Raw genomic sequence first — 24,687 nt, forward strand, 5'->3', positions numbered from 1 at the left:
AAGGTTTCGCATACGTATGTCCATTTCCACTGCCGATCACGCCGTGCTGCCCGAGAACGAGGCCGATGACGCCGTCGAGGCGACCCCCGAGGTCACCTTCGCCGACCTGGGCCTGCCCGAGGGCATCGTGCGCAAGCTCGCACAGAACGGCGTGACCACCCCCTTCCCGATCCAGGCCGCGACCATCCCGGACGCCCTGACCGGGAAGGACATCCTGGGGCGCGGTCGCACCGGCTCCGGAAAGACCCTCTCCTTCGGCCTGCCGACCCTGGCCACGCTGGCCGGCGGTCACACCGAGCGGAAGCGTCCGCGGGCCGTCATCCTCACCCCGACGCGTGAGCTGGCCATGCAGGTCGCCGACGCGCTCCAGCCCTACGGCGACGTCCTCGGCCTGAAGATGAAGGTCGTCTGCGGCGGCACGTCGATGGGCAACCAGATCTACGCCCTCGAGCGCGGTGTCGACATCCTCGTCGCCACCCCGGGCCGGCTGCGCGACATCATCAACCGCGGCGCCTGCTCGCTGGAGGACGTGCGCATCACGGTTCTCGACGAGGCCGACCAGATGTCCGACCTGGGCTTCCTGCCCGAGGTCACCGAGCTGCTGGACCAGGTCCCGGCGGGCGGTCAGCGGATGCTGTTCTCCGCGACGATGGAGAACGAGATCCAGACCCTCGTCGACCGCTACCTGAACGAGCCCGTCTCGCACGAGGTGGACGCGGCGCAGGGCGCGGTGACGACCATGTCGCATCACATCCTGGTCGTGAAGCCCAAGGACAAGGCGCCGGTCACCGCCGCGATCGCCTCCCGCAAGGGCCGCACCATCATCTTCGTCCGCACCCAGCTGGGCGCCGACCGCGTCGCCGAGCAACTGCGCGACTCGGGCGCCAAGGCCGAGGCGCTGCACGGCGGCATGACGCAGGGCGCGCGCACCCGGACGCTGGCGGACTTCAAGGACGGGTACGTCAACGTCCTGGTCGCCACCGACGTCGCCGCGCGCGGCATCCACGTCGACGGCATCGACCTGGTGCTGAACGTCGACCCGGCCGGCGACCACAAGGACTACCTGCACCGCGCCGGCCGTACGGCCCGCGCCGGCCGCACCGGCACGGTCGTCTCCCTCGCGCTGCCGCACCAGCGGCGCCAGATCTTCCGGCTGATGGAGGACGCGGGCGTCGACGCCTCGCGCCACATCATCCAGGGCGGTGGCGCCTTCGAGCCCGAGGTCGCCGAGATCACCGGTGCCCGGTCGATGACCGAGGTGCAGGCCGAGTCCGCGGGCAACGCGGCTCAGCAGGCCGAGCGCGAGGTCTCCCAGCTCACCAAGCAGCTGGAGCGGGCGCAGCGCCGGGCGACGGAACTTCGCGAGGAGGCCGACCGGCTGGTCGCCCGGGTCGCGCGCGAGCGGGGCGAGGACCCCGAGGCGGCGGTCGCCGAGGCCCAGGCCGAGGCCGTGGTCGAGGTGTCCGTGCCGGAGCAGCCGACGGCGGCGGAGGCCGAGCGCACCGAGCGCACGGAGGGCTTCGCGCCGTCCTCGTACGAGCGCCGCGAGCGTCGTGACGGCGACCGTGGTGGTTTCCGCCGGGACGACCGTCGTGACGGTGACCGCGGTGGCCGTTCGTTCGAGCGTCGTGACGACCGTCGTGACGGTGACCGTGGTGGTCGTTCCTTCGAGCGTCGTGACGGTGACCGTGGTGGTTTCCGCCGGGACGACCGTCGTGACGGTGACCGCGGTGGCCGTTCGTTCGAGCGTCGTGACGACCGTCGTGACGGTGACCGTGGTGGTCGTTCCTTCGAGCGTCGTGACGGTGACCGTGGTGGTTTCCGTCGTGACGACCGCCGCGACGGTGACCGCGGTGGCCGTACCTTCGAGCGTCGTGACGACCGTCGTGACGGTGACCGTGGTGGTTTCCGCCGCGACGACCGCCGTGACGGGGACAGCTCCGGCCGTACCTTCGAGCGCCGTGACGGCGACCGCGGTGGTTTCCGCCGGGACGACCGCGCGCCGCGTTCCTTCGAGCGCCGTGACGACCGTGGCGGCCACCGCGGCAGCGACCGCCCGTTCAACCGCGACCGCCAGGGCGACCGTCCGGGCTTCCGCTCCGGCCACGACCGCCCGTACGGCCGCCGTGACGACCACCGGGGCGGCTCCGGCTCCGTCGGCCGCCGCGACGACAAGCCGCGCTGGAAGCGCAACGGCTGACGCCGGCCGGTTCTGAACCGAAGCGCCGTGGCCCCCACCCGATCCGGTGGGGGCCACGGCGCTTTTCCATGGGCTCTGTCTGCGAACGACCGCAAGATCAGCCGACTTTCGAGGGGATGCGGCGGCCGGGGGAGGGCCGGGGGCATCCGAGACAGTGCGGCTCGGCCCGCCCGCTCGACAGGCACCCGGTCCGCCACGACCGCACCGGCGCGGACGGGATGCCGGACGGTACCGCCGACCTGGGATGCGAGGGCCAGTTCTGACGGCCGTGCACGGACGGCAATTTCCGGCCGCATTGTGACGCATGTCATACCCCCGGCGAGGGAATCGCTGGGGGCATGACAAACGACGCCACGCACAGTGCGCCGCCGACGGACGAGGAACGGCTCGCCCAGCTCGGCTATCAGCAGGTCCTGGCCCGCCGTATGTCGGCGTTCGCCAACTACGCCGTCTCCTTCACGATCATCTCGGTCCTGTCGGGCTGTCTGACCCTGTACCTGTTCGGCATGAACACGGGCGGGCCGGCGGTCATCACCTGGGGCTGGGTCGTCGTCGGTCTGATGACGCTGTTCGTCGGCCTGGCGATGGCCGAGATCTGCTCCGCCTACCCGACCTCCGCGGGCCTGTACTTCTGGGCCCACCGGCTGGCGCCCGCGCGGTCGGCCGCCGCGTGGGCCTGGTTCACGGGCTGGTTCAACGTGCTCGGCCAGGTGGCGGTGACGGCCGGTATCGACTTCGGCGCGGCGTCCTTCCTCGGCGCGTATCTGAACCTCCAGTTCGGCTGGGAGGTCACCCCCGGCCGGACGATCCTGCTCTTCGCCGGGATCCTGATCCTGCACGGTCTGCTGAACACCTTCGGCGTGCGGATCGTCGCGCTGCTCAACAGCGTCAGCGTGTGGTGGCACGTACTGGGTGTCGCCGTGATCGTCGGAGCGCTGACCTTCGTGCCGGACGACCACCGGTCGGCGTCGTTCGTCTTCGGCGAGTTCGTCAACCACACCGGTTGGGGCAGCGGGCTGTACGTGGTGCTGCTGGGCCTGCTGATGGCCCAGTACACCTTCACCGGCTACGACGCCTCCGCCCATATGACGGAGGAGACCCACGACGCCTCGACGGCGGGCCCCAAGGGCATCGTCCGCTCCATCTGGACGTCCTGGATAGCCGGTTTCGTCCTCCTGCTGGGCTTCACCTTCGCCATCCAGTCGTACGAGGGCGCCCGCACCTCGCCGACCGGCGCGCCGCCCGCGCAGATCCTGCTCGACGCGCTCGGCGCGACCACCGGCAAGCTGCTCCTGCTGGTGGTGATCGGCGCGCAGCTGTTCTGCGGGATGGCCTCGGTGACCGCCAACAGCCGCATGATCTACGCCTTCTCGCGGGACGGCGCCCTGCCGTTCTCCCGCGTGTGGCACACCGTCAGCCCGCGCACCCGCACCCCGGTCGCGGCGGTGTGGCTGGCGGCCCTCGGCGCGCTCGTCCTCGGCCTGCCCTACCTGATCAACGTCACCGCGTACGCGGCGGTGACCTCGATCGCCGTGATCGGCCTTTACATCGCCTACGTCGTCCCGACGCTGCTGCGGCTGCGGAAGGGGGAGGCGTTCGAGCGGGGGCCGTGGCACCTGGGCCGGTGGTCGACCGCGGTCGGGGTGGTGGCGGTCGGCTGGGTCGGCGTGATCACGGTCCTGTTCATGCTGCCGCAGGTCTCCCCGGTGACCTGGGAGACCTTCAACTACGCCCCGGTCGCGGTCCTCGTCGTCCTCGGCTTCGCCGCGACCTGGTGGCTGGCGTCGGCGCGGCACTGGTTCCTGAACCCGGCACACGAGCGCACCCTCGCGCGTGAGACGGCGCGCGCGGGGGCGGTCGAACCAGTCGATCCCTAGGTTCCGGTGGCTCCGGCCCGCCTCGACGGGGCCGTGTCCCGGATACCCGATCGGCGACACGGCCTCGTCCGGCTATGCTCGGGGAGGCAACATCGCCTGGGCCCTTAGCTCAATTGGCAGAGCAGTGGACTTTTAATCCATTGGTTGTGGGTTCGAGTCCCACAGGGCCTACCGGTGGCGGGAAGCGGGGCATGCCCCCCGGCCTGCCGAGCGGCGCCCGAGTCGGCCCAGGCCGGCTCGGGCGCACGTGTTTCGCCCCCCGGGACCGGCCCCTCCCTCTCCCCGGCACGGCCCCGACTCCACCCGGGCTCCCGGCCCGGCGCTCAACCCCGTTCCGCCAAGTGCTCGTTCGGCGCCTTCGCCGCCGCCGCGTACTCCGGCAGCACCACCACGTCGGCACCCGCGCGGGCCAGCACGCCGCTGCCGTCCGCCCCGGCGACGAAGGTGTCCGGCTCGCGCCAGGCCGTCACCACCCGCCGTACTCCCGCGTCGAGGATCAGCTGCGCGCACGGACGCGGGCGGGAGGCGCGTTGCGCACAGGGCTCCAGGCTGCTGTAGACGGTGGCGCCGGCCAGCCGCGGGTCCCCGGGGGCGATCTTCGCCAGCGCCGCCTCCTCCGCGTGCGCCAGCGGATCCCCGCCCTCGCGCGAATACCCCCGTGCGAGCTCGGTCCCGTCCTGCGCGACCACCACCGCCCCGACGCTGAACGCGGTCCGCGACGGCGGGCACAGCGCGGCCAGCTCGCAGGCGAGCGCCAGCCAGTGCCGGTCGGCCGCCGACGCCGTCCCGCCGACGCCGGGCGCGGTCGGCTCGTAGCGCATGAGCACGACGTCGCCGATGGTCCGGCTCTCCAGCAGGCGCAGCCGTCCGCCCTGGTACGGGCCGGGTCCGAACAGCCGGGGCGCGTCCGGGGCACCGACGAACAGCGGGGCGAGGACCAGTTGCAGCTCGTCGGCGAGCCCCTGGCGCAGCAGCTGGGTGTGGACGGTCCCGCCGCCCTCGACCATCAGCCGCCGTACGCCGCGCACGTCGTGCAGATGGGTGAGCAGGGCGCGCCAGTCGAGTTCGGGTCCGAGCGGTACGACGTCCGCGGCGAGGTCCGAGGCCTTCAGCCGACGGGCGCCGTCCTCCGTCGTGTAGACGACCTTGTCCCCGCCCGTGTGCCAGAACTTGGCGGCCGGGTCCAGGTCCCCCGAGCCGCTGACCGTGACCTTCAGCGGATACGGAGGCTTCCCGGCGGCCACCCGGCCGGCGCGGCGTTCCGCCGAGTTGACCAGCAGCCGGGGGTTGTCGGCCCGGATCGTGCCCGCGCCCACCAGGATGGCGTCGACGGACGCCCGTACCTCGTCGACCCGGTCGAAATCGGCCGGGCCGGAGAGCAGCAGGCGCTCGGGGCCGGTGTCGTCCAGGTAGCCGTCCAGCGAGACGGCGGCGGACAGCAGGACGTGGGGGAAGGGCATCGGCGCACCCATCTGGGAGACGGCGGGCTTGGTTCAAGTTTTAAGCAAAACTACACTGGCGGCATGACGACTCGCTGGCTCACCCCCGAGGAGCAGCGCGCCTGGCGCGCGTACATGGCGGCCACCCTCCTGCTGGAGGACGCGCTCGACCGGCAGCTCCAGCAGGAGGCCGGCATGCCTCACCTTTACTACTCCATCCTCGCGAACCTCTCCGACGCCGCGGAGCACCGGCTGCGCATGACCGACCTGGCCGAACGGCTGAAGATCACCCGCAGCCGGCTGACATACGCGGTCGCCCGGCTGGAGAAGGACGGCCTGGTGCGGCGCGAGGGCTGTCCGTCGGACAAGCGGGGCAGTGTCGCGGCCCTGACGGACGAGGGGGTGGCGGTGCTGGAGCGGGCGGCTCCCGGTCATGTGGAGACGGTGCGCGCCCTGCTGTTCGACCGCCTCACAGCGCAGCAGGTGGGCCAGCTGGAGGAGATCTTCCTGAGCGTCACACAGGCCCTCCAGGGCGACGACGCGCGCTGCGCCCCCACCGATGTCCCGTGGCTGCGCCGCTCGTCGACCTCCTGCACGTGACCCGCGTCACGCGGCCGCCGGGGATCCCCGCAAACTCGTTGCTTCAAAGTTCAAGCATGGAGTAGGGTCCTTGATCGAAGAGGCTGCTTCAAAATTGAAGCAGCCTGGACGGAATCGGAGACCCGCATGCCCGACCTTCCCGCCGCCACGCCGCGCGCCCGCGTCCGGGTGCCGCTGCGCTTCCAGGACGGCTACGGCGTCGACGCCGAACTGGTCACCTTCCACGGTCTGGCCGACGGCCAGGAGCACCTCGCCGTCGTCCTCGGCGCCCCGGAGCCCGGCGCCGTACCCCTGGTCCGGCTGCACTCCGAGTGCCTGACCGGCGACGTCTTCGGCTCGGCCCGCTGCGACTGCGGACCGCAGCTGCGCGAGGCGGTCGAGCGCATCGCGACCCGCGGCGGCGTCCTGCTGTACCTCCGCCAGGAGGGCCGCGGCATCGGCCTCTACAACAAGCTCGACGCGTACGCCCTCCAGGACCAGGGCCTGGACACCTACGCGGCCAACACCGCGCTCGGCTTCCCGGAGGACGCCCGCGACTACACGGCGGCGGCCCAGATGCTGAACGCCCTGTCGATCACGGAACTGGACCTGCTCACCAACAACCCCGACAAGGCCGAGCAGCTGCGCGGACTGGGCGTCGCGGTCCGCGACCGGATCCCCACCGGGGTCTTCACCACCGCCCACAACGTCCGCTACCTGCGCGCCAAGGTGCTCCAGACGCAACACACCCTGCCGATCGCCCGGTTGACGGAGTTCTCGGACCTCAACGCGGGCTGAGCGGACCTCGCGGCGGCGGCCGGGCTCCGCCGGCCGCCGTGCGCCCACGGGCCCGCGCCGCGCCCGGCCCGCTCCCCTGCGCAGCCCGCTCTCCGCCCCGCTGCGGGGGGCGAAATCGCCGGTCGGGACCCCCGGAGGGGCAGCGTGTCACTTTCGGTCCCGAACATGACGTACACTGGAGTCACAACGACGCGGGGTGGAGCAGCTCGGTAGCTCGCTGGGCTCATAACCCAGAGGTCGCAGGTTCAAATCCTGTCCCCGCTACTGAAGGCTTGAGGCCGGAATCCAGTTTTGGATTCCGGCCTCAAGTTTTTTCCGCATTTTCTCGCGGGCGCACTCGGCACACATTCGATCCGAGTCGATCCCCGCTGTCACGGCATGTGACCGGGCGAACGCCCTCCGCATAACAACTGACACACGGTCAGATCAGGTATTCCGCGCAGTCGGTGGTCAACTCGCCCGATTTTCTCCACTCATGACACCGTACGTCCACCTGGAATTCGTTAATGATCAAGTGGAACCGCTTGGAAATCAGGCCCCGGTTCTATTAACGTCCGATAACGCAGCGCGGTCGTCCCAGCCGTCACAAGAGGCGGCTCCGTGCGCACGCGCCGAATCCCGCAAGGGAACCGGGGAACCACCGAACATGGGGTGAATCGGGCGTAAGTCGCCGATATCGGCTGGCTGATTTACGCGCGTAGGAGACCTTCCTGCTCCGAACCCGTCAGCTAACCCGGTAGGCGAGAAGGAAGGAAAGGAGTACGCCCACGTGGCGTCCAACCGGCCTGCCCCAGAAGCCCCCTTCGCGCCGACCCAGAGTTCTGGCGACACCATCGTCTACGGGGGTCAGCGCACCGACGAGGGCCCCTGGGAGGAATGGAATCCCACCGCGGAGACCGTTCGCCCCGTACGTGGCCGGCACCGCGTCTCCAAGCAGCGTGGCGGTGGGCTCGCCCGCAGCTCCACGGTTCTCGGCGTCGGCGTCATCGCCGCGGTCGGCGCGGGCGGCATGGCCACCGCGCAGACCGGCAAGCCGCCGGTGGCGATATCGATGCCCGACCTCCCGGCCGTGGGCTCGCTGATCTCCGACGACTCGGACAAGGGCACCCCCGAGAGCGCCGCCCCGCTCAGCGGCATCGGCATCACCACCGAGCAAACCGCCGAGGGCACCACCGACGCCGGCGAGGCGCTGCGCGCCCGGATCATCGCCCAGGCGGAACAGCAGCAGGACCAGGTGGACGCCAAGGCCGCCGCCAAGGCCGTGGCCGCCGCGCAGAAGGCCGCCGCCGAAGCCGCCGAGAAGGCCGAGAAGGAGGCCGCGGCCAAGGCCGCCGCCGAGAAGGCCGCGGCGGAGGAGGAGGCCCGCGAGAAGGCCGAGGCCGAGCGCCTCGCCGCGCTGGCCAAGCAGTACACGCTGCCCACCTCCTCGTACACCCTCACCTCGACCTTCGGTCAGGCCGGCTCCCTGTGGTCCTCCGGCTACCACACCGGACTCGACTTCGCCGCGCCCACGGGCACGCCGCTCAAGGCCGTGCACAGCGGCACCATCACCGAGGCCGGCTGGAACGGGTCGTACGGCTACAAGACCGTGCTCACCCTCGATGACGGCACCGAGATCTGGTACGCCCACCAGTCCTCCATCAGCGTCAGCGTCGGCCAGAAGGTCACCACGGGCGAGGTCATCGGCCGGGTGGGCGCCACCGGCAACGTCACCGGGGCCCACCTGCACCTCGAGGTCCACTCCGGCGGCGCGGACGGCGGCATCGACCCCCTGGCCTGGCTGCGCAGCAAGGGACTCACCCCCTGACAGCGGCTCTCCGCGAACCCCGGCGGTCCTGACGACAACCCCCCGACGTCAGGGCTGCCGGTCCCGGCGCATGCGGAACAGCCGCCACCGGGGCGGGAGTTGACCTTGTCCATGACGTCCATGACTTCTCTCCGCCCGCTCGGCAGCACCGATCTGAACGTCTTTCCGCTCGCACTGGGCGGAAACGTCTTCGGCTGGACCGCCGACGAGGCGCAGTCCTTCGCCGTGCTCGACGCCTACGCGGCGGCCGGCGGCAATTTCCTCGACACCGCCGACTCCTACTCGGCCTGGGTCACGGGCAACCGGGGCGGCGAGTCCGAGACGATCATCGGCAACTGGCTCAGGGCGCGCGGCAACCGGTCGGACGTCGTGATCGCGACCAAGGTCAGCCAGCACCCCGAGTACCAGGGCCTGACCGCCGGCACCATCAAGGCCGCCGCGGACGCCTCGCTGCGCCGTCTCGGCACCGATCACATCGACCTCTACTACACCCACTTCGACAAGCCCGAGGTGCCGGTAGAGGAGATCATCGGCGCCCTGGACGAACTGGTGGCGGCCGGCAAGGTGCGCCACATCGCCGCCTCCAACATCTCGCCCGAGCGGCTGAAGGCGTCCCTGGACTTCTCCGAACGCGAGGGCCTGGCGCGCTACGTGGCGCTCCAGCCGCACTACAACCTCGTCTCCCGCGAGACCTACGAGGGCGCGCTGCTGGACGTCGCCGCGCAGGGCGGACTGGCCGCTGTGCCGTACTACGGGCTCGCGGCGGGCTTCCTCACCGGCAAGTACCGTCCCGGCACGGCGGTCGACAGCCCGCGGGCGGCGGGCGCCGGGAAGCACCTTCGGACCGAGCGCGGTCGGCGTGTCCTGACCGCCCTGGACGAGATCGCCGCCGCCCACGACACCCGGCCGGCGACGGTCGCCCTGGCCTGGCTGGCGTCCCGGCCGACGGTCGCCGCGCCCATCGCCTCCGCGAGGACGGCCGGACAACTGCCGGCGCTGCTGGCAGTGGCGGAACTGCGGCTGACGGAGGCGGAGCTGCACCGGCTGACCGAGGCCGCGGCCTGACCCGCGGACACCTCGGGCGCGCGTGCGTGACACGCGGGTGCCGGTGGCGTACGGGTCACGGCCGGTACGGGTTGTAAGCCGGTTGCGCGGGATACGACGGGTACGTGGGGTACGGGTGTTGCCCGGGGTGTGCGTGTTGCCCCGGGTGCGGGTGGTGTGCCTGGTGTCCGGGGTGTGCCTGGTGTCCGGGGTGCGGGTGGTGTCCGGGGTGCGGTGCCGCCGCCGGGCCGTGGGCAGGCGCCGCCCACCCCTGCATCGGCCAGTACGGCGCGGCCACCGGCACCGGCGGCGCGGTGATCCGCGCCGCGTACTCCAGGGCCGGCCGCGCCACCTCACGCCGGTTCCACAACTCCCGCAGCAGCTCGCCCTCCCGGGCGGCGAAGTCCGCGCGGGCCCGCCCCCGGCGCCCCTGGTGCCGCAGGAAGGCCAGCGACGTCGCGTACGCCTCGTACTGCGCCACGGTGCGCGCGGACGCCTTGCCCAGATGGCGTCCGGCGTACTGGCGGGCCACGCGGCGCGCGTGCATCGAGCCGAGGGCGAACGGCTCGGCCGGGGACAGCCAGCCGGCGACGACGTAGGCCGGCAGTTCCTCGCGCACCGTGCGCAGCTCTCGCTGCCGCGTCCAGATCGCCAGCCAGGTCAACAGCCCGAACGTGGGCACCATGAACCCGCCGTACACCGCGAGGAACCCGTAGTCGCCGAAGGTCGCCGAGCCGTTCCAGAAGGCGTGCATGCCCATCGCGAGCAGCAGCCCGGACAGCGGCAGCAGCACCCGCCGCAGGTACTGACGCTGCCCGGCGAGGGCGGCGAGGCCGAAGCCGATGCCGGTGAGCACGGTGAACAGGGGGTGCGCGAAGGGCGACATCACGATGCGGACGAAGAACGTCGCCGCGGTGACGGAGGCGATCCCGCTGCCGCCGGTCAGCTGGTCGGTGCCGAAGGCCGTGCCGAGGTAGAGGATGTTCTCGGTGAACGCGAACCCGGTCGCGGTGACCCCGGCGAGCACCACGCCGTCGACGATGCCGGTGAAGTCCCGGCGGCGGAACAGGAACAGCAGCAGGACGGCGGCGGCCTTCGCGGACTCCTCGACGACCGGGGCTATCACGGTGGCGCCGAGGGTGTCCGCGCTCGCCGGATCAGCGGTCGCCGTGGCGATCCATCTGGTGGCGAAGCTGTTGGCGATGATCGCTATCAGCGCCGCCGCGCACGCGCCCCAGGCGAAGGCGAACAGCAGGTTCCGCCAGGGGCCCGGATCGACCCGGTCCAGCCAGCGGAAGGCGGCTATGAGCAGCGGCACGGGCAGGACCGCGAGGCCGAGCCCGACCAGGAACCCCTCGGTGCCGGTCTGTTCCCGGACCAGGGCGAGTATGACGAGGCCGGACAGCGCCAGCAGCGTGATCAGCGCGCCGTAGCGCACCCATCGGCGGCGCCACCAGTGCGCGTGCCGCAGCCCGCCGCCGACGGGGACGCCGGGATGGGTCGGGTACGGGGAACTGGTGGCCACGGCATCGACCCTAACGAGGCAGGGGCGCCACCCGCGAGAGTGCGGGCGCTCAGGCGCCGGTGGAGGACTGGTCGTTGTCCCGCTGGTCGTGCTCCCGGTGTTCTTCGGTGTGATGCCCGTGCTGCCCGTGCTGTACGCGGCGGAACAGCAGGTCGTTCACCACATGACCCTTGTCCAGTCCCTGGCCCTCGAAACGGGTCAGCGGCCGGAAGGCGGGACGGGGCGCGAAACCGCCGTCGGGCACGGTGTTCTCGAAGCCGGGGTGCGCGCCGAGTACTTCGAGCATCTGCTCGGCGTACGGCTCCCAGTCGGTCGCGCAGTGCACGAGCGCTCCCGGCTTCAGCCGGGTCGCTGCCAGCGTCAGGAACTCGGGCTGGATCAGACGCCGCTTGTGGTGGCGCTTCTTGGGCCAGGGGTCGGGGAAGTAGACGCGCAGCCCGCCCAGGGAGTCGGGGGTGAGCATCTCGCGCAGCAGGATGATCGCGTCGCCGTTGCCCACGCGGACATTGGTGAGGCCCATGTGGTCGGCGAGGTTCAGGAGGTTGCCCTGGCCGGGGGTGTGGACGTCCACGGCGAGGACGTTGGTGTCCGGGTCGGCGGCGGCCATCCGCGCGGTGGCCTCGCCCATGCCGAAGCCGATCTCCAGCACGACGGGGTTGGTGTTGCCGAACAGCTCCGCCAGGTCGAGGGTCAGCTGTCCGTCGATGTCCAGGCCCCGGTCGGCCCAGAGCCGCTGGAGGGCGTCGGCCTGCCCCGCGGTCACCCGGCTCCGGCGCGGCTGGAAACTGCGGATGCGCCGCTCGAAGTGGGACCCGGCGGGATCCGCCTTGGGCCCGTTCGGAAACCGCGGCTCCCCCTTGTCCCGCGTATGCCGGATCGAGGCGCCGGGGGCGTGGGGGGCTTCGGGGGTGTTAAGGAACTCAGACACAGTGGGGTCGATTTTACGGGTTTCGGCGGCGAGGTCGGCCTGCCGCGTCACCACCCCGGTCAGGTACCCCGCTCAGCACGGTCAGTGCCCGGCGGGCCACCTCCCGGCCGATCGGGAGGGACGCGGTCGCGGCGGGGGAGGGCGCGTTGAGGACGTGCACGGCCCGGTCACCCTCCCGGATCAGGAAGTCGTCCACCAGCGTCCCGTCGCGGAGGACCGCCTGGGCCCGGACCCCGGACGCGGCCGGCACGAGATCGTTCTCCGTCACCGCGGGCAGCAGCCCGCGCACCGCCCGGGTGAACGCCTTCCTCGACAGCGAGCGCCGCACCTCCCCGCCCCCGTACCGCCAGTGCCGGCGCGCCATCCGCCACGATCCCGGCCAGGTCAGCGCCAGCCGTGTCTCCCCGGGCCGGACCACCCCCCACGCGTACCCCTCGCGGGCCAGGGCCGGCACCGCGTTGGGCCCGACGTGCACACCCCCGTCGATCCCTCGGGTGAGATGCACCCCGAGGAACGGGAACGCCGGATCCGGCACCGGATAGACCAGGCCCCGCACCAGCTCGGGCCGCGCCAGCTCGTAGTACTCGCCCCGGAAGGGGATGATCCGCATCTCCGGGTCGTCGCCGGTCATGCGTGCGACCTCGTCGCAGTACAGCCCGGCGCAGTTCACCAGCACCCTGCCGCGTACGACCGATCCGTCCGCGGTCAGCGCGGCGACGCCCAGGCTCGCGCGCCGGTCGATGCGCAGCACGCGCGCCCCGTACCGGATCTCCGCCCCGGACGCCTCGGCCAGGCGCCGCGCCACGCCGACGAAGTCGCAGATGCCGGTCGTCCCGACGTGTATGGCCGCCAGTCCGCGCACCTCCGGCTCGTACTCCGCGATCTGCGCGGTGACCAGCTCTCGTACCGGAATGCCGTTCTCCCGGCCACGCTGCACCAGTGAGTGCAGGCGGGGCAGCTCCTCGCGCTCCGTCGCGACGATCAGCTTGCCGGTGACCGCGTGCGCGATGTCGTACTCGGCGCAGAACTTCACCAGCTCGGCCGCGCCCCGCACCGCGAACCGGGCCTTCAGCGAGCCGGGGCGGTAGTAGATCCCGCTGTGGATCACGCCGCTGTTGCGCCCTGTCTGGTGGCGGGCCGGACCGGGTTCCTTCTCCAGCACCGTGACCCGGGTGCCCGGCGCGGCACGCGTGATCGCATACGCCGTCGACAGACCGACGATTCCCCCGCCGATCACGAGCACGTCGCAGTCGTAGGCGATCTTCCGCACCTGCTCCACCTCCCGGCTTCGATAGTGCACTGCGCCTCTGACAACGTGCTCAAACCCGCCGTGCGCAGCCACCCGCGCGCACCGGCCGGCCCAGCCACCGCCAGGGACCCGCTGTGCGAAGCCTCCCACCCCCGTCCGTCCCGCCGTGCGTGGGCCGCGGCCCACCACCCGGCGCCGCCCCGGAGGGCGGGCCCCTACGCGGGAGCCATGAGCAGCGGCCGTGCGCGCTCGCGCAGCTCCACCACGCGTGGCTCGTCGCCGTACGGCTCCAGCCGGTGCAGGAGGTCCTTGACGTACTCCGTGGTGCGGGCGGAGGAGATGCGTCCGGCGACCTCGACCGCCCGTACGCCCTGCTCACAGGCCGCGTCCAGGTTCCCGGACTCCAGTTCGGCGACCGCGGAGACGACCAGGCGCAGCCCGTGCGAGCGGACGAACTCCTCCGTCGGTTTCGACAGGGCCTGCTCCGTGAAGCGGCGGACCTGGCGGGGCGCCTTCAGGTCGCGGTAGCACTCGGCGGCGTCGGCCGCGAACCGGTCGTAGGAGTAGAAGCCGAGCCAGACCGGGTCGCTGTCGCCGTCGCGGGACCGCTCCAGCCAGCCCTCGGCGGCCTTCAGGGCCGCGCCGGCCGCCTGGGCGTCACCCGCGCGTGCGTGGGCGCGTGCCTCGACGAGCCGGAAGAAGCTCATGGTGCGGGCCGTGGCCAGCCCCCGGTTGCGCTCCAGGGCGGCCTGGGCGAGGTCGACGCCCTCGTCGCCGAAGCCCCGGTAGGTGGCCTGGAGGGACATGGACGCCAGGACGTACCCCCCGAGGGGGACGTCGGCCGCCGCGCGGGCCAGGCGCAGGGCCTGGATGTAGTAGCGCTGGGCGGCCTCCTGCTGGCCGGTGTCGAAGGCCATCCACCCGGCGAGGCGGGTGAGTTCGGCGGACGCGCCGAACAGGGCGCGGCCGACCTCGTCGGAGTAGGAGCCGAGCAGCAGGGGCGCCGCCTCCACCCGCAGGCACTCGGGCACCATCGAAGAACGCCAGTCGCCGCCCCCGTACTTGGAGTCCCAGCGCCTGGCGTCCTCGGCCGCCTCCCGCAGCTTCTGCACATCGGAGTGGCCGACTTTGAGCGGTGCGCCGGAGCCCTCGGCGGGGTTCGCCTCGCGCGCGACCGAGCTGTCGGCCGGGGTTATCAGCCAGCGTGAGGCCGGCGTCGCGTAGGCGCTCACGGCGAAGGAGCCGGCGAGCGACTGCCAGATGCCGCCGGTGCCGGCCCGGCGGCCGGCGAGGTCGAGACGGTACAGCTCCGTCGCCGACCGGACCGCCTGCGAGACGTCTCTGGGGAACGCGAGACCCACCTCCGGCGCGGGATCGGCGTCCGCCAGCCCTATCTCGTGCAGCGGCACCGGGCGGCCGAGCTTCTGCCCGATCGCGGCCGCGATGAGGTGGGGCGCGGCACCCTGCGGCACCATGCCCTTCGACACCCAGCGCGCCACCGACGTCTTGTCGTACCGAAGTGTCAACCCGCGTTGCGCGCCCAGGTCGTTGACGCGTCGTGCGAGACCTGCGTTGCTGATTCCCGCGAGGGCGAGAACGGCGCCGAGCTTTTCGTTCGGCCCGCGTTGCTCCCTGGACATGCGCCACCCCTCGACACAGACGGCTGCCGCGCTGGCATAACCACGCGGCATTCGTAAACCCAGCGTAGTTCGCCGCATCCCAAGCGTTAAGGGGCATTCTTCCGGATGGCGGGATTGTGGTCCGTACGGAAGTACGGTCCCGGTACGCACTGTTGCGGCGTGCTCCCGGTGTGTGGCCGTGCGCCTGTGCGTGCGCTCTACTCCGGCCAACCCGAAAGCGGTTCCATGGCTCTGCGTGGGTCGGCCCGCTGTACTGGGACCAGTGGGCTGGGGGACACCGCCGCCTCAATCCCCGCGGGCGGCGGACCGGTCCGGGGGGCGAACTCCGCCTCCCGGGCCGTGCGTCGGCCGAGTGGTGCGCAGAGCCTGTACGGAGCGTGCGCGCAGCGGGTGTGATCGACGTACCGCAGCAGCGAATTGGCCGAAAACCGACTCCCTCCTCCGGGTGTGATTACCGCGTCCACCATGGAGTTTGAGGGCGCGTTGGGGCTTTTCGGGGAGCGTATCGGGGGCGCATTCGCGTCGCCGTCACCTTTGTGTCAGACGGGCGTTGAAGCCTTTCGCGTGATCCACGGGGTCGCACGGGCCGGCGCTCGGGGCGCATTTCGGGGATCACAAGCGGTACCGCCGCCGCTCCGGGGCGCGCCCTTCGTGGCAGCATGGGGAACCGGTTCGTACGGTGCACATATGGTCCCCAGCCTGTGGAGGCGTCGATGCGGTGGTTGGTGGGATGGAGCAGCACCGCCGCGGGGGCCGCGGGCATCGGCTCCGCGGGAGCCACCGGATACGACGGCGAGACCCTGCACCCGGTCGGCTCCCAACTCCTGTGGGGCGACCCGGATCCCCTGTGGGCGGTCGGCGACTGGCGCCCCGACGAGGTGCGCATCGTGACGGCCGACGCCCGGACGCGGATCGCGGTGCTCGGCACCTGCGGGGCGTCGGACGAGGAGCTGCGGCTCGGGCTGTTCACCGCGCGCGGCGGCGCACTGCGGCATCTGACCGCCTGGCCCGGCAGCTACACGGCGGTCGTCCAGGCCGGACGGCGGATCACGGTCTGCGGTGACCTGGCGGGCGCCCGCCCCGTGTTCCACACGCCCTGGGCGGGCGGCACGGCGTACGCCACCGCCGCGCTGCCCCTGGCCGACCTCATCGAGGCCAACCTCGACTTCGGCCATCTCGCGGCCCTGCTGGCCGCCCCCGACGTACCCGCCGCCCTGCACGACTCCACCCCGTACGACGGCGTTCTGCGCGTTCCGCCGGGGCACGCGCTGATCCTGCGGGCCGGGTCGCGCGAGATCGCCGGCTACGAACCCGTCGCCTCCCTCGCGGTCGCGGCGCCGCCCGCCGACCCCGACAGCGCGGTCGACGCCGTGCGCGACGCCCTGGTCGACGCCGTCCGGGCCCGTCTCGCCGCGCCCCGGCACGTCCCCGGCGCCGACATCGACCCCGGGCCGGTCCCCGGCATGGGGCCGGCCGAGCGGCGTGCCGCGCGCGGGACGCCGGTCCCCGGCATCGGTGCGGACCTGTCGGGCGGGCCCGCGTCCGGGACCCTGGCGCTGCTGGCCGCGGGGCTGCCGGGGATGCCGGGCACGGTGCTCGGGCACGGCACCGGCGCGGGTGAGCGCCTGCTGGCGGTCACCTTCAACGACCTGGCGGTCGGCGGCCGGGAGTCCGAGGTGGAGCGGGCGGGCACCCTGGCGGCCAACCCGCGGCTGCACCACGTGGTGGTGACCGGCGACGAGGAGACCCTGCCGTACGCCGACCTGGACGGCCCGCTCACGGACGAACCCGGCCCGAGCCTGGTCACGGCGGTACGGCACCGCACCCGGCTCGCCGCGGGCAGCGCGGACCACCTGACCGGCTACGGCGCCCGGCAGGTGCTCGACGCGCACCCGGCGCGCCTGGCCGACCTGCTGATGGACCGGCAGCGGCGGCACCTCGTACGGCCGGTGGCCGCACTGGCCAAGGCCGACGGCTCGGTGATGGTCCCGGCACGGGTGTACGCCGCAGCGCGCCGACTCGCCCGGACGCCCTACCGCACGGGCCTGGAGAGCCTGGCCGAGCGGCTGCTCCAGCGGCGCTTCGAGGAGCCCGAGGGGGCCGTGGGCGCGTCCCTCGCGGCGCTGACCTGGGCGAGACCGGGTCCGGCGGCCCGGTGGCTGACCGGAGAGGCGCTGGCTGAAGTATCGATTCGCTTGCAGGGGGCGACGCACCGCTCCGGAGTCGGGCCCGGACAGCGGCCCGGCGACTTCCGCGCCCGGGGCGCCCTGGCCCGCGCGGCGGCCGACGTCCGTGTGCTGGAGCAGGCCGCGGAGATCCGCTTCCAGCGCCTGCACGCGCCCTTCCTCGACAACCAGGTCGTCCGCGCCTGCCGCACGCTGCCCGAGGCACTGCGCGTCCAGCCCGGGGCACGCGCCTCGATCCTGCGCACGGTCCTCAAGGGCGCCGGTGTCGCCGACCTCCCGCCCGGCTGGGGCGCTCCCTCGCACGTGCCGGCGGCGGCCGCCGCCCGGGTGGGCCTGCGATCGTCCGTGGACTCCGTGCTGACCCTCTTCGACACGCCGCTGCTCGCGGAGGCCGGACTGGTCGAGGCCCGGGTGGTCCGCAAGGCGCTGCGTGCCGCGGCGCACGGCGACCCGCTGCCGCTGGACGGGCTCGCGGACCTGGTGTCCCTGGAACTGTGGCTGCGCCGGCTGCTCGCCCGGCGCGGCACCTGCTGGACGGGCACACCCGCACGCGCGCGTGCCGTACCGGCGGGCATCACACCCCGCCGCGGAGCGCTGGCCTCAGGCACCTGAACGGCCCTTTCCGCACGAGCCGTTCCGTACGGCCCGTTCCGCGCGAGCCGTTCCGTACGAGCCGTTCCGTACGGCCCGTTCCGTACGAGCCGTTCCGTACGAGCCGTTCCGTACGAGCGAACGCGCCACGCCGACGTCCGCAGGGCCCACGCGCACGTGCGGCGCGGTGACGCGGGCACGGACCACGCCCAGGCCCAGGCCCGCGTGCGCCGCGGCTACGAGCAGGTGAACTTCGACGCCGCCCAGTCCGCCGTCATCAGACCGTCGAGATGGCCGTACGGCTCCACCACCAGCCGCACGGTGTCGCGCCCGGCCAGGTTCACATGGACGGGAACCCCCGGATCGCCGCCTCGGACCAGCCCGGACTTCCACAGCTGGACGCCGTCGGCGTGGACCGAGAAGTAGACCTTGCCGAGGCCGAGCGTCATGTCGTCGACGCCGACCAGCGCGTCGTAGGAGGAGCAGTCGCGGTTGAGGTCGACGGTGACGGAGGACCGCCCGTGCACCGTCACCCCGTGCGCGTACGACGTCCCGCCGATCGACAGGCCGGAGCGCTGCCACACCCAGCTGCTCGCGTGCAGCCGCACCTCCGGTTCGGTGCCGTCGCCGGTGACGTCGTAGGACAGCTCGCTCAGCCGGTAGCCGGTCGCCGGGGGCGGCGGCGCGGGCTTCGGCGGAGCGGGCGTCGGAGTCGGGGTGGGTGCCGGTGTCGGGGTGGGTGCCGGCGTCCGAATGGGGGCCGGGCTCGGCGTGCGGCTCGGGGTGGGAGTCGGGGACGGGTTCGCCGCCGGGACGATCGCCGGCGGCTTCGGCCCGGGCTTCTCCGGCTCGGGCGTGGGCGACGGTGTGGGAGCCGGCGGTTCGGGCTCGACGACCGGCGCGGACGCCGGCGGTCTGGCGTCCGGCTCCGCGGGCCGGCTGTCGTCACCGGCGAGGGCGAGTGCCACCACCGCGACGGCCGCGGCGACCACACCGGCCGCGATGCCGGCCTTGACCGGCGCGCCCAGCCCCTCGGACGCGGCACTCCCGGCACCGGCCCCGCCGGACGAACCCCCGGACGCGGCACCCCCGGCGCCCGCCGCTCCGGACGAACCGCCGCCCGACACGGCGGACGCACCCGCGGCGCCCGCCGCCCCGGCCCCGGCGCCCCCGGCGATGAGCCCCGCCGCCTTGCCGTACCCGGCGGCCCCGAACCAGCCGATGACCGCGACCGGCACGACGGCCGGGATGCCGCCGGCCACCTCCTCGATCTGGCTCGCGGCCAGCCGGCACCTGGCGCACTCCTCCAGATGCTTGCGCAGCCCCCGCTCGGCACGGGTGCGCAGCCGGCGGCGGGCGTACGTGCCGAGCTGGTCGGCGTAGCGCGCGCACTCCTCGTCGCTGGTCAGGGTGGTGCTGACATGGGCCTGGAGGTACGCCTGCTTCAGACCCTCACGGGCGCGGCTGGCGAGGACCCGGGTGCCGTTGGCGTCGAGCCCGAAGAGTGTGGCGACCTCGCTCGGGGACTCGTCCTCGACCTCGGTGTGCCACAGCACGGCCTGCCAGCGCTCCGGCAGCGAGCGGAAGGCCTGCATCGCCATCGACTGCTCGGCCTCGTGCATCGCCCGCACGTCGGCGCCGAGTTCCACGCCGGAGCCGAAGGAGTCCGTGGCGGCGGCGGGGTCGGACACCTCCGACAGCCGGACCGCCTGGGTGGCGAACACGGCGAAGTCGTCGACCAGTTGCTCCCGCCGCACGGTGCTGGTCCAGTGGGCGGCGACGCGCCGGACGGTGGTCAGCAGGTAGGGGCGCACCGCGTGCTCGGGGCCGGAGCCGCCGCGTACCGCCTGGAGCATACGGGCGAAGACCTCGGCGGTGAGGTCGTCGGCGGTGTGCGCGTCACGGCAGCACGTGCGCGCGTACCGGCGGACGGCGTCCGCGTGGCGCCGGTACAGCTCCTCGTACGCGGAGTCGTCGCCCGCGCGCATCCGCCCGATCAGCTCGGGGTCGGACGGGGGCTGCTCCAACGGCGGCAGCACGCTGTCGTCCCGCCGGTCGCGTTGCGCCGGAACCTGGGGCGGGGTGCCGCCGTCGGCCTCCGTGCCGTCGTCACCGAGTGACCCGTCCCGCCCGTCAACACTCATCGCGGTACGCCCCCGCCGCCTGCCCTACCGGTTCTGAACACGGGTCAGGGTGCCATATTGGCTTTTGTTCAGGAGGCGTTACCGCGCACCATCCACTCGTCCGTGAACGGTCTGTCGTGAGCCAGTGCCAGTCGTCAGCCGTTCGGGGCGGCCGAAGCGGTCCGGCACGGGTGAGCGCCGGGCTGACGGGGCGGGCGACGGCCCGGCGGACGGGGCGGGGGACACGGCGTCCCGCCCCGCTGCCGCCGCGACGTCACGCGGGCCGCGACCGCAGCCCCTCCAGCAGGATGTCCAGCAGCCGAGCCGAGGCCGCCGCCTGTTGCGCCGCGTCCGGCAGCGAGGGCGCCGCCGTGGCGATCACCAGCAGGACGTCCGACACGGACACGTCCGGCCGCAGCTCACCGGCCGCGCGCGCCCGGTCCACGAGCCGGCCCACGACCTCCAGCAGCTCCGCGGCGCCCGCGTCGTCCTCGGCCGCCGGCGACCCCTGCGGCACCAGCCGCAGCTCACCGGCGCCGGGCTGCGTCCGTTGCTGCGGCACGCGCGCCTCGTCGGGCCCGGACCCTTCGCCGGCCTCGTCCGCGACACCGACCCGCAGCACCTGCGGCGGCAGCAGCCGTCCGGCACCCGAGGCCACCGAGGTGCGCAGGAAGCGCGACAGCGCCGACCACGGCTCGTCCTCCTGGCCGAGCGCGGCCCGTGCCTGGTCGGTCAGCCGGGAGGTCTCCTCCTCGGCTATCCGGCGCACCAGGACGTCCTTGCTGGGGAAGCGCCGGTACACCGTGCCCACGCCGACCCGCGCGCGGCGCGCCACGTCCTCCATCGGCGCGCCGTAACCCAGCTCGCCGAACACCTCGCGCGCCGCCCGCAGTACATGCTCGAGATTGCGCTGTGCGTCCACGCGCAGCGGCTGCGTCCGCGGTCCGTCACCGCGTCCGCCGCCCACCGCCGCACCGACCGCGCCGCCTGGTACGACGGCCGACGCGGTAGACCAACGAGAGTCCTGAATGTGCATACGAATTCCCCCGGTAATGACGTCTCCCCCCGGAGACTCTCCCCGCCACAGACTGCCGGGGCGCGTGGAAGAACGAGCCGTGAACCACGAGCCCGCCCGCCGGACCACGGGCCCGCGCCGGTCGCGGACCCGGGAACACGACGAGCGCATCCCCCTACACCCCGTCGACACACGAACATAGTTGAGAGGGAGTCAATTCAGAAGGGGCAGGTTCCGCACGGAGCGCCCCCCGATCGGAGTACGGGTCGCATACGTCCCGATTGCACACCGTTACGTCACCCGCTTCACCCCCGCTGACCTGCACGGCTTCCCTCGATGTCGGCATTTCGGCCAACCCTGGGCATGCCTGGCTCGCGGTCACACAAATTGCCGGGGCTGTGGACAAACGCAGGCGTCGGGTGCGTCATGGGATGGTGAAGGAACGTGCGCGCATTCTCGTTGTCGGCGGCGGCTATGTCGGGATGTACACGGCCCTGCGTCTGCAACGGAAGCTGAAACGGGAACTCCAGCGGGGCGAGGCCGAGATCACGGTGGTCACACCCGACCCGTACATGACGTATCAGCCGTTCCTCGCCGAAGCGGCCGCCGGCCTCATCTCCCCCCGGCACGTCGTCGTACCGCTGCGCCGCGTGCTGCCCGACTGCCGGGTCGTCATCGGGGAGGTCCAGAGCATCCGGCACGCCGAGCGCGTCGCGACCCTCACCACCCTCGCCGGGGCGGAGGGCGCCGGCGCCGAGCGGCTGCCGTACGACGAACTGGTCCTCGCCCCCGGCTCCGTCTCGCGCACGCTGCCCGTCCCCGGTCTGGCCGACCACGGCATCGGATTCAAGACCGTCGAAGAGGCCATCGGCCTGCGCAACCACGTCATCGAGCAGCTGGACATCGCCTCCTCCACCCGCGACCCCGCCATCCGCGACGCGGCCCTCACCTTCGTCTTTGTCGGAGGCGGCTACGCCGGAGTGGAGGCGCTCGGCGAACTGGAGGACATGGCCCGCTACGCCACGCGCTACTACCACAACGTGCGGCCCGAGGACCTGAAGTGGATCCTCGTCGAGGCCACGGACCGGATCCTGCCGGAGGTCGGCGAGGAGATGGGCCGCTACACGGTCACCGAGCTGCGCCGCCGCAACATCCAGGTCCTCCTGGGCACCCGCCTCGTCTCCTGCGCCGACCGGGTCGCGGTCCTCAGCGACGGACAACGGTTCCCCGCCCGTACGGTCGTCTGGACGGCCGGCGTGAAACCCCACCCGCTGCTCGACGCCACCGACCTGCCCCGCAACGGGCGCGGCCGGCTGCACTGCACCCCCGAGCTGGCGGTCGAGGGGCACGCGCACGCGTGGGCCGCGGGCGACGCCGCCGCCGTACCGGACGTCACCGCCGGGGCGGACGGCACGCTGTGCGCCCCCAACGCGCAACACGCGCTGCGCCAGGCCAAGGTGCTCGGTGACAACGTCGTCCGCTCCCTGCGCGGCGAGCCCCTGGAGACCTACGCCCACAAGTACCTCGGCTCGGTCGCCTCCCTGGGGCTGCACAAGGGCGTCGCCCAGGTCTACGGGCGCAAGCTCAAGGGCTACCCCGCCTGGTTCATGCACCGCGCGTACCACCTCAGCCGGGTGCCCACGGTCAACCGGAAGGCGCGCGTGCTGGCCGAATGGACCCTCGCGGGCCTCTTCAAACGTGAGATCGTCTCGCTCGGTTCACTCGAACATCCCCGGGCCGAGTTCGAACTCGCGGCCGGTGGAAAGCCTCCTTACGACCCGAAGGGGTCGACCTGACACCCGTCAGGAACTCCAGTGGCCACCCCGGCGTCTGACGGATGTCGCCCGAGTCGGCCACACTGCCAGACTGATCCCCGCGACGGGACGGTCCCGTGCCCGCCCTGCCCACCCAACCCACGAGGCGTTTCCCGAGTGCTGCACTTCCCAGGGGTCGCGACACGGTGCGGCCACCGCCGTACCACCCCCGGGGGACCGGGCCGGGTCCGGTGCCGGCCGACGACGACTACACGAGGCAAGGATTCGTGAACTTCACGCGCTGGAGCGCCCGGCTCCCCGGAACTCAGCGCCGCGCCGCCGCGCGGACCGAACACCCGGTGACCCCCGACCGACGAGGGGAGAGCCCCGTCCCCGCGGCCCGCGTCGAACAACTGACCGACGACCGGCTCCCGATCCCCGCCGTCGACGAACTCCCGGTACGCGAGGTACTCGACCGCGTCCCCGCCCTCGTCGCCCTGTGCCACGGCCCGGACCACCGCCTCGCCTACATCAACGACGCCTACGCCGCCGCCCTCGGCCCGCGCCCGCTCGGCGAACCGGCCCGCGAAGCGCTCCCCGAGCTCCACGAGCTGGGCCTGCTGCCCCTCCTGGACCAGGTCCTGCGCAGCGGCAAGCCCCGCACGGTCAAGTCCCGCAAGGCCCCCGACGGCCGCTCGTACACCTTCAGCTGCACTCCGCTCGCCGAGGGCGAGGGCGGCGTCCTGATCTTCGCCACCGACGTCACCGACCACGCCGAGGCCGCCGAACGCCTCCGCGCCAGCGAGCGCCGCCAGCGCGAGACCGCCGTGACCCTCCAGCGTTCCCTGCTCCCCCAGGAGCTGGAACAGCCCGACGACCTCCGCATCGCCGCCACCTACCAGCCCGGCGGCACCGAAGCCGCGGTCGGCGGCGACTGGTACGACGTGATCACCCTCGGCGGCGGCCGCACGGCCCTCGTCATCGGCGACGTCATGGGCAGAGGCGTACGCGCCGCCGCGGTCATGGGCCAGCTCCGCACGGCGGTCCGCGCCTACGCCCGCCTCGACCTGCCCCCGCACGAGGTGCTCCAGCTCCTCGACGGCCTCGCCACGGAGATCGACGCCAACCAGATCGCCACCTGCGTCTACGCCGTCCACGACCCCAACGAGGGGCGCCTGGTCTACGCCTCGGCCGGCCACCTGCCGATCCTCGTCCGGGACGACAGCGGCAACGTCCTGCGCGCCGACGAACCCACCGGTCCGCCCCTCGGCACCGGCGGCTGGATCCACGCCTCCGGCTCGGTCCCGCTCGGCCCCGGCTCCACCGCCGTCCTCTACACGGACGGCCTCGTCGAACGCCGTGACGCCGACCTCGACGAGGGCATCGCCGCCCTCCAGCACGCCCTGGCCGGCGCCACCGGCACGCCCCAGGTGATCTGCGACCGCCTGCTGCGCTCCGCCGGCGTCGCCGCGGACCACGACGACGACGTCGCCGTCCTGGTCCTCCAGCACCCGGCCCGCACCGGCAGCGACGGCGAACTGTTCCGCAACGCCGCCCTGGAACTGCTCGGCGGGGTGGAGGCGGCCCCACGCGCGCGTGCCTTCGCCTCCGGAGTCCTCACCAGCTGGCGCTTCCCGCCCGAACTGCACGACCTCGGAGTCCTGGCGACCAGCGAACTGGTCGCCAACTCCCTCCAGCACGGCACGCCGCCCATGCGCCTGCGTCTGCGCCGAACCGACCGCCGCCTGATCGTCGAAGTGACGGATGGCGACGACCACCTCCCCCGCCGCCGCCGCGCCGAGCCCGGCGACGAGTCGGGCCGGGGCATCGCCATCGTCGCGACGATCGCGTCCAGCTGGGGGTGCAGACGCACCCCCGGCGGCGGAAAAGCGGTGTGGTGCGAATTCGCCCTGCCCAAGACATGAGCGAGGG

Annotated in this window: 16 protein-coding genes, 2 tRNA genes and 1 riboswitch; of the genes, 11 read left to right on the forward strand and 7 right to left on the reverse strand. The window is 72.9% G+C overall.

All coding sequences use genetic code 11. The features are described from left to right. Positions 1–16: 16 nt before the first annotated feature. The 3 genes from DN051_RS20890 to DN051_RS20900 all read left to right on the forward strand — a co-directional run bounded on the left by DN051_RS20890 (position 17) and on the right by DN051_RS20900 (position 4,248). The gene (locus DN051_RS20890; RefSeq protein ID WP_112439283.1) at positions 17–2,200 is read left to right on the forward strand and encodes a DEAD/DEAH box helicase; all 2,184 of its coding nucleotides are present in this window, start codon (positions 17–19) and stop codon (positions 2,198–2,200) included. A 338-nt stretch (positions 2,201–2,538) separates the two neighbouring features. Beyond that, complete coding sequence (locus DN051_RS20895; RefSeq protein ID WP_112439284.1) at positions 2,539–4,077, forward strand: amino acid permease; 1,539 nt, start codon at positions 2,539–2,541, stop codon at positions 4,075–4,077. A 98-nt stretch (positions 4,078–4,175) separates the two neighbouring features. Then, a tRNA-Lys gene (locus DN051_RS20900) sits at positions 4,176–4,248 on the forward strand. 152 nt (positions 4,249–4,400) lie between these two features. On the opposite strand, the gene DN051_RS20905 is transcribed toward DN051_RS20900, so the two are convergent. Continuing rightward, a complete protein-coding gene (locus tag DN051_RS20905) occupies positions 4,401–5,537 on the reverse strand; it encodes a dihydrofolate reductase family protein (protein WP_112442360.1) in 1,137 nt (378 codons plus the stop codon). A gap of 63 nt (positions 5,538–5,600) precedes the next feature. Here DN051_RS20905 and DN051_RS20910 point away from each other — a divergent pair, with 63 nt between their 5' ends. The 5 genes from DN051_RS20910 to DN051_RS20930 all read left to right on the forward strand — a co-directional run bounded on the left by DN051_RS20910 (position 5,601) and on the right by DN051_RS20930 (position 9,765). Continuing rightward, positions 5,601–6,116 (forward strand): MarR family winged helix-turn-helix transcriptional regulator, encoded by a 516-nt coding sequence (locus DN051_RS20910; protein ID WP_053763348.1) that lies wholly within the window; start codon positions 5,601–5,603, stop codon positions 6,114–6,116. Between the two features lie 126 nt (positions 6,117–6,242). Then, the gene (locus DN051_RS20915) at positions 6,243–6,893 is read left to right on the forward strand and encodes a GTP cyclohydrolase II (protein WP_053763347.1); all 651 of its coding nucleotides are present in this window, start codon (positions 6,243–6,245) and stop codon (positions 6,891–6,893) included. A 190-nt stretch (positions 6,894–7,083) separates the two neighbouring features. Then, positions 7,084–7,157, forward strand: a tRNA-Met gene (locus DN051_RS20920). A gap of 335 nt (positions 7,158–7,492) precedes the next feature. Then, a riboswitch (cyclic di-AMP (ydaO/yuaA leader) is annotated at positions 7,493–7,651 on the forward strand. 11 nt (positions 7,652–7,662) lie between these two features. Further along, positions 7,663–8,700 carry a M23 family metallopeptidase gene (locus tag DN051_RS20925; protein ID WP_053763346.1) on the forward strand — a complete coding sequence of 346 codons (1,038 nt, stop codon included), beginning with the start codon at positions 7,663–7,665 and terminating at the stop codon, positions 8,698–8,700. A gap of 120 nt (positions 8,701–8,820) precedes the next feature. Continuing rightward, positions 8,821–9,765: an aldo/keto reductase gene (locus tag DN051_RS20930; RefSeq protein WP_112442362.1), complete on the forward strand. Its 945-nt coding sequence runs from the start codon at positions 8,821–8,823 to the stop codon at positions 9,763–9,765. A 55-nt stretch (positions 9,766–9,820) separates the two neighbouring features. Here DN051_RS20930 and DN051_RS20935 read toward each other — a convergent pair whose 3' ends face one another. The 4 genes from DN051_RS20935 to DN051_RS20950 form a co-directional block, all read right to left on the reverse strand. Next, a complete protein-coding gene (locus DN051_RS20935) occupies positions 9,821–11,269 on the reverse strand; it encodes a PrsW family intramembrane metalloprotease (protein WP_112439285.1) in 1,449 nt (482 codons plus the stop codon). Between the two features lie 49 nt (positions 11,270–11,318). Beyond that, entirely contained in the window at positions 11,319–12,197 is an 879-nt protein-coding gene (gene trmB, locus DN051_RS20940) for a tRNA (guanosine(46)-N7)-methyltransferase TrmB (protein ID WP_079001917.1), read from the reverse strand. Between the two features lie 13 nt (positions 12,198–12,210). Further along, entirely contained in the window at positions 12,211–13,467 is a 1,257-nt protein-coding gene (lhgO, locus tag DN051_RS20945; protein WP_425471662.1) for an L-2-hydroxyglutarate oxidase, read from the reverse strand. A gap of 194 nt (positions 13,468–13,661) precedes the next feature. Continuing rightward, positions 13,662–15,086: an NsdA family TPR-like regulatory protein gene (locus DN051_RS20950; protein ID WP_053763343.1), complete on the reverse strand. Its 1,425-nt coding sequence runs from the start codon at positions 15,084–15,086 to the stop codon at positions 13,662–13,664. A 713-nt stretch (positions 15,087–15,799) separates the two neighbouring features. On the opposite strand from DN051_RS20950, the gene DN051_RS20955 reads away from it, so the two are divergent. Further along, a complete protein-coding gene (locus DN051_RS20955; protein ID WP_053763342.1) occupies positions 15,800–17,884 on the forward strand; it encodes an asparagine synthase-related protein in 2,085 nt (694 codons plus the stop codon). 215 nt (positions 17,885–18,099) lie between these two features. Here DN051_RS20955 and DN051_RS20960 read toward each other — a convergent pair whose 3' ends face one another. Together DN051_RS20960 and DN051_RS20965 are read right to left on the reverse strand one after the other, a co-directional pair. After that, complete coding sequence (locus tag DN051_RS20960) at positions 18,100–20,007, reverse strand: sigma-70 family RNA polymerase sigma factor (RefSeq protein WP_112439287.1); 1,908 nt, start codon at positions 20,005–20,007, stop codon at positions 18,100–18,102. Between the two features lie 253 nt (positions 20,008–20,260). After that, positions 20,261–21,022 carry a TetR/AcrR family transcriptional regulator gene (locus tag DN051_RS20965; RefSeq protein WP_053763340.1) on the reverse strand — a complete coding sequence of 254 codons (762 nt, stop codon included), beginning with the start codon at positions 21,020–21,022 and terminating at the stop codon, positions 20,261–20,263. A 410-nt stretch (positions 21,023–21,432) separates the two neighbouring features. Here DN051_RS20965 and DN051_RS20970 point away from each other — a divergent pair, with 410 nt between their 5' ends. Then, a complete protein-coding gene (locus DN051_RS20970) occupies positions 21,433–22,797 on the forward strand; it encodes an NAD(P)/FAD-dependent oxidoreductase (protein ID WP_053763339.1) in 1,365 nt (454 codons plus the stop codon). A 245-nt stretch (positions 22,798–23,042) separates the two neighbouring features. Beyond that, positions 23,043–24,680: an ATP-binding SpoIIE family protein phosphatase gene (locus tag DN051_RS20975; RefSeq protein WP_053763373.1), complete on the forward strand. Its 1,638-nt coding sequence runs from the start codon at positions 23,043–23,045 to the stop codon at positions 24,678–24,680. The last annotated feature ends 7 nt before the right edge of the window (positions 24,681–24,687 follow it).

The sequence above is a fragment of the Streptomyces cadmiisoli genome, from assembly GCF_003261055.1.
GTDB classification, from domain to species: Bacteria; Actinomycetota; Actinomycetes; order Streptomycetales; family Streptomycetaceae; genus Streptomyces; species Streptomyces cadmiisoli.